This is a genomic window from Streptomyces beigongshangae (assembly GCF_019710745.1).
GTDB lineage: Bacteria > Actinomycetota > Actinomycetes > Streptomycetales > Streptomycetaceae > Streptomyces > Streptomyces beigongshangae.
Genome location: NZ_JAHKJW010000053.1, coordinates 47,269 through 55,280 on the forward strand (window position 1 = coordinate 47,269; position 8,012 = coordinate 55,280).

The 8,012-nt window shown below is 75.1% G+C and carries 6 protein-coding genes; 3 read left to right on the top strand and 3 right to left on the bottom strand.

From position 1 onward, the window contains the following. Nucleotides 1–24 precede the first annotated feature (24 nt). Together KM933_RS30800 and ccrA are read left to right on the top strand one after the other, a co-directional pair. Nucleotides 25–3,867 carry a type I polyketide synthase gene (locus KM933_RS30800; protein WP_430727391.1) on the top strand — a complete coding sequence of 1,281 codons (3,843 nt, stop codon included), beginning with the start codon at nt 25–27 and terminating at the stop codon, nt 3,865–3,867. A 91-nt stretch (nt 3,868–3,958) separates the two neighbouring features. Then, the gene (gene ccrA / locus KM933_RS30805; RefSeq protein WP_221358277.1) at nt 3,959–5,188 is read left to right on the top strand and encodes a crotonyl-CoA carboxylase/reductase; all 1,230 of its coding nucleotides are present in this window, start codon (nt 3,959–3,961) and stop codon (nt 5,186–5,188) included. Nucleotides 5,189–5,235: 47 nt separating this feature from the next. Here ccrA and KM933_RS30810 read toward each other — a convergent pair whose 3' ends face one another. Next, nucleotides 5,236–5,892: a response regulator gene (locus KM933_RS30810; protein ID WP_221358279.1), complete on the bottom strand. Its 657-nt coding sequence runs from the start codon at nt 5,890–5,892 to the stop codon at nt 5,236–5,238. Beyond that, entirely contained in the window at nt 5,889–7,040 is a 1,152-nt protein-coding gene (locus KM933_RS30815; protein ID WP_221358281.1) for a sensor histidine kinase, read from the bottom strand. Before KM933_RS30815 ends, KM933_RS30810 begins: the two co-directional genes overlap by 4 nt. Nucleotides 7,041–7,169: 129 nt before the next feature. Here KM933_RS30815 and KM933_RS30820 point away from each other — a divergent pair, with 129 nt between their 5' ends. Next, entirely contained in the window at nt 7,170–7,364 is a 195-nt protein-coding gene (locus KM933_RS30820; protein WP_221358288.1) for an antitoxin, read from the top strand. Between the two features lie 60 nt (nt 7,365–7,424). On the opposite strand, the gene KM933_RS30825 is transcribed toward KM933_RS30820, so the two are convergent. After that, nucleotides 7,425–8,012: 4'-phosphopantetheinyl transferase superfamily protein (locus tag KM933_RS30825; protein WP_221358289.1), on the bottom strand; the 588-nt coding region annotated here is incomplete at its 5' end.

The window sequence follows — 8,012 nt, forward strand, 5'->3', positions numbered from 1 at the left end:
ATTCCCGCCGTCGCCGTCATCGGCATGGCGGGCCGCTTCCCCGGCGCCGACGACCTCGACACCTTCTGGGACAACCTCGCGGCCGGCCGGGAGTCGATGCGGCCCGTCACCGAGGAGGAGTTCCTCGCCGCGGGCGGCGACCCGCGCGACCTCGACGACCCCTCCCTCGTACGGATGGCCTCCGTCGTCGAGGGCATCGACCGCTTCGACGCCGGTTTCTTCGGCTACAGCCCCGCCGAGGCCGCCGTCGTCGACCCCCAGCAGCGGCTGCTGCTGGAGACGGCCTACCAGGCGCTGGAGGACGCGGGCTGCCTCGGCGGCGACCGCGACCGCGACGGCGAGGCGTTCGGTGTGTACGCGGGCAGCGGCGACAGCCGCTACTACCCCGCCCACGTGTACCCGANCGACCGCGACGGCGAGGCGTTCGGTGTGTACGCGGGCAGCGGCGACAGCCGCTACTACCCCGCCCACGTGTACCCGAGGTACGCCGGACAGCCCGGCTCGGTCGAACTCGTGCACGCGGCCACCGCCAACTCCCTGGGCACCCTCGCCACCCGCGTCTCCTACGAACTGGGCCTCACCGGCCCGAGCGTGTCCCTGCAGACGGCCTGCTCCACCGCGCTCGTCGCCGTGCACACCGCCTGCCAGGACCTCCTGGACTTCCGCTGCGACACCGCGCTCGCCGCCGCCGTCTCCCTCAACCCCTCGGCCGCGCTGGGCTACCGGCACGTGCCCGACGGGCCCTTCTCACCGGACGGCCACTGCCGCGCCTTCGCCGCGGACGCCGCGGGCACCTCCTCCGGCGACGGCGTCGGGGCCGTCGTGCTCAAGCGCCTGGAGGACGCCCTCGCCGACGGCGACCGCATCCGCGCCGTCATCCGCGGCAGCGCCGTCAACAACGACGGCCGCCGCAAGGTCGGCTTCAGCGCGCCCAGCGCCACCGGACAGACCGAGGTGATCCTCGCGGCGCAGGCCCAGGCGGAGGTCGACGCCGGCACCATCGGCCTGGTCGAGGCCCACGGCACCGCCACCAAGCTCGGCGACCCCATCGAGGTCTCCGCGCTGACCGAGGCGTTCCGGCAGAGCACGGAGCGGACCGGCTTCTGCGCCCTCGGCTCGGTGAAGACCAACATCGGCCACCTGGGGGCGGCCGCCGGCATCGCCGGGCTCATCAAGGCGGTCCTGGCCCTGGAACACCGGCAGATCCCGCCGAGCCTGCACTTCGAGCGGCCCAACCCGCTCATCGACTTCGCCTCGGGCCCCTTCCGCGTGCCCACCGCCCTGGAGGACTGGCCCGCGGGCGAGCACCCCCGCCGGGCCGCCGTCAGCGCCTTCGGCATCGGCGGCACCAACGCCCACGTCGTCCTGGAGGAGGCCCCGCCCACCGCCCCCGCGGCGCCCCGCCCGGCCGAGGACGGCCGCCGCCTGGTGCTGCCGCTGTCCGCACGGACGGCCGGCGCCCTGCGGGGCCAGGCCGACGCACTCGCCCGCCACCTCGAACGGAGCCCCGAGCTGCGGCTGGACGACGTCGCGCACTCCCTGCGCGCCGACCGGCCCGTGCTGCGCCATCGCCTCGCCGTCACCGCGGCCTCCCGCGAGGAGGCCCTGGACGCCCTGCGCGCCGCCGCACCGGACACCCCGCCGCCCTCGGACGACCCCGTCCGCGTGGCCTTCCTGCTGCCCGGCGGCGGCACCCAGTACCCCGGCATGGGAGCGGAGCTCTACCGCGACCGCGCCGTCTACCGCGACACCGTCGACGAGTGCGCCCGCATCCTGCGGCCCGCACTCGGCGCCGACGTCCGCACCGCCCTGTTCGAGGACCCGCGGCCCGACGACACCGCGGCGTTCCTGGGCCTGGTGGTGACCGAGTACGCCCTGGCCCGCACCCTCATGGAACAGGGCGTGCGCCCCGACGCGCTGATCGGCCACTCGCTCGGCGAGTACACGGCGGCCTGCCTGGCCGGGGTCGTCGACCTGGCGGACATGCTCCCCCTGGTCACCGAACGGATCCGGCTCATCAGCTCCGCGGGCGGCGCCACCGTCGGCGTCGCGGCCCCGGCCGAGGACGTACGGCCGCTGCTCGACGACGGGCTGTCCCTGGCCGCGGTGAACGGCCCGAGCGCCTGCACCGTCGCCGGGCACCTCGACGCCGTCGCCCGCTTCGAGGCCGAACTCACCCGCCGCGGCGTCCCGTTCCGCCGGCTGCGCATCCCCGTCGCGGCCCACTCCCACGTCCTGGACCCGGTCCTGCCGACCTTCGAGGGCCACCTGCGCCAGGTCACCCTGCGCCCGCCGCGGATCCCGTACGTCACCAACGTCACCGGCACCTGGATCACCGACGACCAGGCCACCTCCGTGCAGCACTGGATCGACCACACCAGGAACACCGTGCGGTTCGCCGACGGCATCGCCGCCCTGTGGGAGCGGCAGCACCCCGTGCTGGTGGAGATCGGACCGGGGGACACCCTGACCAAGCTGGCCACCGGCCGGCTCGCCGACGGGGCACCCGTGACGGTGACCACCATGCGGCACGCCAAGGCCGAGGCGTCCGACGGCTTCGTCCTCGCGGAAGCCCTCGGCCGGCTGTGGAGCGCGGGCGTGGACGGTGCCCTTCCCCCGGCGCCGGACCGGGCCCGGCGGGTCCCGCTGCCGCCGTACGCCTTCGACCGCCGGCGCCACTGGATCGACGCCCCCGGAGCCCGTACGGACCCCGCCGCCCCCGAGGCCCCGGCCGCGGCGCGGGCGGGGACGGCCCTCGCCCCGCGCCCCCGGCTGGCCACCGAGCACGTGCCGCCCCGCTCCGGACGCGAGCAGGAGGTGACCCGCCTGTGGGAGGAGACGCTCGGCATCGGCGGCATCGGCGTGCACGACAACTTCTTCGACCTCGGCGGCGACTCGATGCGCGCCGTGGTGCTGGCGGGACGGCTGCGCCAGGCCGGAGTCCTCGACGTACCGGCGGCGGAACTGCTCGCCGCGCCCTCGGTGGCCGGCGTCCTCGCCGCGGCCGACGGGCGGGACCGGGACACGCCGCAGACCGCGCCCACCGCCCTCGGCCCGCTGCTGCCGCTGCGCGCGGAGGGCACCGCCACCCCCCTGTTCTGCCTCCACCCCGGCGCGGGCGTGTCCTGGCGCTACACCGGCCTGCTGCCCCACCTGGGCGGCGACCAGCCCGTCTACGGCATCCAGGCGGCCGGCCTCGACGGCACCCGGCCGCCCGCACCGGACGCCGCCGCCATGGTCGGCACCTACCTGGACCTGCTGCGGGAGGTGCAGCCGCACGGCCCGTACCGGCTGCTGGGCTGGTCCTACGGCGGATTCGTCGCGCACGCCATGGCCTGCGCGCTCCAGGAGAGCGGCGAGCGGGTCGAACTCCTCGCGATGCTCGACGCGCCGCAGCCGCACGGCACCGCCCACGACCCCGACGCGGCGGAACGGCAGGTGGCGGCACTGCTGTCACGGGTGGCCGGCCTGCCCCTCGACCCGGGAGCGGCGCCGCCGGACGTCGACACCGTCCTGGAGCGGATCGGCGACCGGGTCGCCGCGGACCCGGCCGCCTCGCCCGTCACCCGCGACGAGGCGGCCGCCATCGCCGGGGTGATGCGCAACAACCTGCGCATCGCACCGCAGTTCGTCCCCGGCGTCTACCGCGGTGACGTCCTGTTCTTCAGCGCGGCCCGGGAGGAGCCGACCGGCTTCGCGACGGACCTGGCGGTGCAGCCCGGCAAGGCCGACAGCTGGCGGCCGCACGTCGACGGCACCCTCCACGACCACCAGGTGCCGTGCGGGCACTACGAGATGACCGAACCCGAGCCGATGGCCCGCATCGGCGAGGCGGTCGCCAAGGCACTGCGGGGTCCCACCGGCTGACCTCCGCCGCCCTGGACCTCACCGCCCTGTTCCACCGGTTTTGGCCCTTCCGGCCCCCGAGTACGCCCACCGACCGTGCAGGAGAAGCCGCGTGACCGCGACCCAGGACCTCTACGAACTCGGCGACGCGCCCGAGCTCGGCACCGTTCCCAAGAAGATGTACGCCTCGCTCATCCGCCGTGAGCGCTACGGTCGGCCCGTCGACGCCTTCCGCACCGAGGTGGTCGACGTCCCGCCCGTCGGCCGCGGTCAGGTGGCGGTGAAGGTCATGGCGGCCGGCATCAACTACAACAACGTGTGGGCGGCGCTGGGTTCGCCCCTCGACGTGATCGCCGCACGGCAGAAGGCGGGTGCCACCGAGGACTTCCACATCGGCGGCTCGGACCTGTCCGGGATCGTGTGGGCGGTCGGCGAGGGCGTGCGCGGGGTGAAGCCCGGCGACGAGGTGGTCGTCCTGGCCGCCCGGTGGGACGAGTCGGCCGAGGACGTCCGCATGGGCACCGACCCGGTGGTCTCCACCAGCCAGCGGGTGTGGGGCTACGAGGAGAACTACGGCTCCTTCGCGCAGTTCGCGGTCGTCGACGACTACATGCTCCACCCCAAGCCGGCCCGGCTGTCCTGGGCCGAGTCCGCCTGCTACATGGCGACCGCCGCCACCGCCTACCGCCAGCTCTTCGGCTGGGAGCCGCACACGGTGCGCCCCGGCGACCCGGTGCTGATCTGGGGCGGCGCCGGCGGCCTGGGCTCCATCGCCATCCAGCTGGTCCGGCACGTCGGCGGCATCCCCGTCGCGGTCGTCTCCAGCGAGGAGCGCGGCGAGTTCTGCCTCAAGCTGGGCGCCGAGGGGTGGATCGACCGGCGGGAGTTCGACCACTGGGGCCGGCTGCCCGACACCTCCGACGACGCCGCCATGGCCCGCTGGCTGACCGGTGCCCGCGCCTTCGGCCGGCGCTTCTGGGACGTGCTCGGCGAGCGCCGCAGCCCGCGCATCGTGCTGGAGCACTCGGGCGCCGACACCATCCCCACCTCCCTGTACATGTGCGACAACGGCGGCATGGTGGTCATCTGCGGCGGCACCACCGGCTACAACGGCGACGTCGACCTGCGCTTCCTGTGGATGCGGCAGAAGCGTCTGCAGGGCTCGCACGTGGCCAGCGCCCGTGAGGCACGGGAGGTCACCCGGCTGGTCGCCCAGGGCGTCGTCGACCCGTGCCTGTCCCGGACGTTCGGCTTCGACGAGATCGGCCTGGCCCACCAGCTCATCCACGACAACCAGCACCCGGCGGGGAACATGGCGGCCCTGGTGAACGCGCGGGAGTGAGCGCGGGTCCGCGCCCCGGAGCGCCGGGGGTACCGGCCCAGCGGCCGTCATCCGCCGGGGACGACGAGTCCCGACTCGTACGCCACCACCACCGCCTGCGCCCGGCTGGCCAGGTCGAGCTTGGTCATCGTCCGGTTGAGATGGGTCTTGACGGTGGCCTCGCTGATGCACAGGCGGCCGGCGATCTCCGGGTTGGACAGGCCGCGCGCGATCAGTCTCAGCACCTCCACCTCACGGGAGGTCAGCGCGTCCAGGTCCGCGGGCGGTTCGCCGGTAGCCTGGCGCGCGTACGCCTCGACCAGGCGGCGGGTGACGCTGGGCGCGAACAGCGCGTCACCGCCGCCGACCGCGGTCACCGCGGCGAGCAGCCGTTCCGGGCCGGAGTCCTTGAGCAGGAACCCGGAGGCCCCGGCGCGCAGCGCCCCGTACACGTACTCGTCGAGGTCGAAGGTGGTCAGCACCAGGATCCGGGGCGCGGGCTCGGCGGCCTGGGCGAGGATGCGCCCGGTGGCCTCGATGCCGTTCATACCGGGCATCCGGATGTCCATCAGGATCACCTGGGGAGCGGTCTCGGCGGCCAGCAGCACGGCCTCCGCGCCGTCGCCGGCCTCGCCCACCACCTCGATGCCGGGTGCGGCGCGCAGCAGTCCCACCAGGCCGGCCCGGATGAGGAACTGGTCGTCGACGACTAGCACTCTGATCATGTGGTGACGTCGTCCCCCTGCACGGTGGCCGTTGCGGAGGTCGGCAGGGTCAGCCGTACGGCGAAACCCCCCTGCTCCCGCGGGCCGATGCTGATCCGCCCGCCGTAGAGCTTGGCCCGCTCGCGCATGCCGAGCAAGCCGTGCCCGCCGCCGGTGCGCACTCTGTCCGAAACCACCCCCTCCCCGTCGTCCGTGACCAGAACGGTCACCTGGTGCGGCGCGTACCCCAGCCGTACCTCCGCGCTCGCGCCCGGCGCGTGTTTCAGGACGTTCGTGAGCGCCTCCTGGACGACCCGGTAGGCGCACAGCTCCACACCGGGCGCGAGCGGGCGCGGGGTGCCCTCGACCGTCAGGGACACCGGGACCCCGCCGGCGCGGACGCGCTCGGCCATCTCACCGAGGCGCTCCAGGCTCGGCATCGGACCGGCCGAGGCGGTGTCGTCGTCGGCGCGCAGCACCAGGAGCATGCGGCGCAGCTCGTCGAGGGCCTCCCTCCCGGTGGCGTCGATGGTGTCGAGCGCGGTACGGGCGGTGTGGCGGTCGGTGTCGAAGACGAAGCGGGCCAGACCGGTCTGCACGGAGATCACGGACATGTGGTGGGCCACCACGTCGTGCAGCTCCCGGGCTATCCGGCCGCGCTCCTCGGCCACCTCGCGCCGGGCCCGCTCGGCCTGTTCCCGGCGCAGCTGCCGGGACAGCTCGGCCGAGCGGCGGGCGACGACGCCGAACCGCCACAGCACCGCCGGGTAGACCACCGCCTGGCCGACGACGGACGGCCAGCCGTCGGTGTGGCTCACGGCGCCCGCGTAGATCCAGGTCGCGCCCATCAGCGCGGCACAAGGTACGGAGACGCGCAGCCGGTGCAGGGCGGCGACGGTGTAGACGGCGAGCATCGGGCCGAAGCTGCACACCACGGCCCAGTAGCCGAGGGTGATGTACCCCAGCCAGGTCGCGTGCACGAGGCAGCAGACCACGGCCGGCGCCCGGCTGCGGAGCACGAGCGGCAGGTGGACGAGGAGCACCAGCGCGTAGGCGGTGGCGTCGAGCGGACGCTGCCCCTGGCGGGCCGCTTCCGGACCGAGCAGCAGGGCCACACCGGCCAGCGCCGTGGCGAGCAGTGCGTCCACTGCGAGAGGGCGGAGCCGCATACCGGCAGCGTAGAACCACCCCCGGGGGACGGGCGCCGTACTTCCGCCGCGCGGCCGGGGTGGTTTGCCCCGGCCGTCCGGGGTACCTGCGGTGGAGTACGACGCACGCACTATCTCGGGAGGCATCCCATGGGCAAGCTGGGCGACATGGCGAACAAGGCCAAGGAAATGGCGAAGGGCCACCCGGACCAGGCCGACAAGGGCGTGGCGGGCGCCGAGCGAGTGGTCGACGAGCGGACGGGGAACAAGTACGACTCCCAGACCGACAAGGCCGCCGACGCGGCACGTCGCTCGTACGGGGACGGCGGCACGACGCAGCGCTGATCCCCACGGCCGGCCCGCGGCCCCCGGTGCGTACCGCGCCGGGGGCCGCCGGACGTTCCGTCAGTTCTCGGCGCCGGCCCGGCCCAGGACGTAGCTGAGCACTCCCGCTCCCAGGGCCACCACCCGAACCTGCACCGCGCGTGAGGGGTCGGCGCGGAGGCCGATGCGCAGACCGTCCCCGGAGGGGCACGCCCGCAGGTCCCGCAGGGTTCCCGGCGACCGGGCCGCATGGCCCGCGCGGTCCGCGCGGACCGCCCCGGGTGCGTACAGGGCCTTCCACGCGGCCTCCTTGGCCGAGAAGAGCTGCGTCACCGACCACGCCCCGTCCGCCGGCCACGCCCCGTCCGCCGGCCGGGACCCGCCGACGAGCAGCGCCTCCTCGTCCTCGCGCAGCACCAGGCGTGCCGCGCCGCGGGGGAGGGGCCGCAGCTCCAGGTCACAGCCGACGGGGGTGTCCGGGCCCGGTGCGCGGGCCACGGCGACGGCGATCCCGGCGCTGTGCGAGATCGACGCCGCCCGCCCCGGCGGAAACACCGGCAGCCGTCCCGCGCGGGGGATCTCGCCGCAGGCCGGGCCCACCGCGCGCAGGGCCCGGCGGGCGGCCTGCCGGCCGGCCAGGAACTCCAGGCGGCGCCGCGGCGGCATGGC

What these genes read in the sequence shown, in the direction of transcription:
- KM933_RS30810 (WP_221358279.1), bottom strand. Translation starts at nt 5,892, where the DNA reads ATGATCAGAGTGCTAGTCGTCGACGACCAGTTCCTCATCCGGGCCGGC.
- KM933_RS30815 (WP_221358281.1), bottom strand. Translation starts at nt 7,040, where the DNA reads ATGCGGCTCCGCCCTCTCGCAGTGGACGCACTGCTCGCCACGGCGCTG.
- KM933_RS30820 (WP_221358288.1), top strand. Translation starts at nt 7,170, where the DNA reads ATGGGCAAGCTGGGCGACATGGCGAACAAGGCCAAGGAAATGGCGAAG.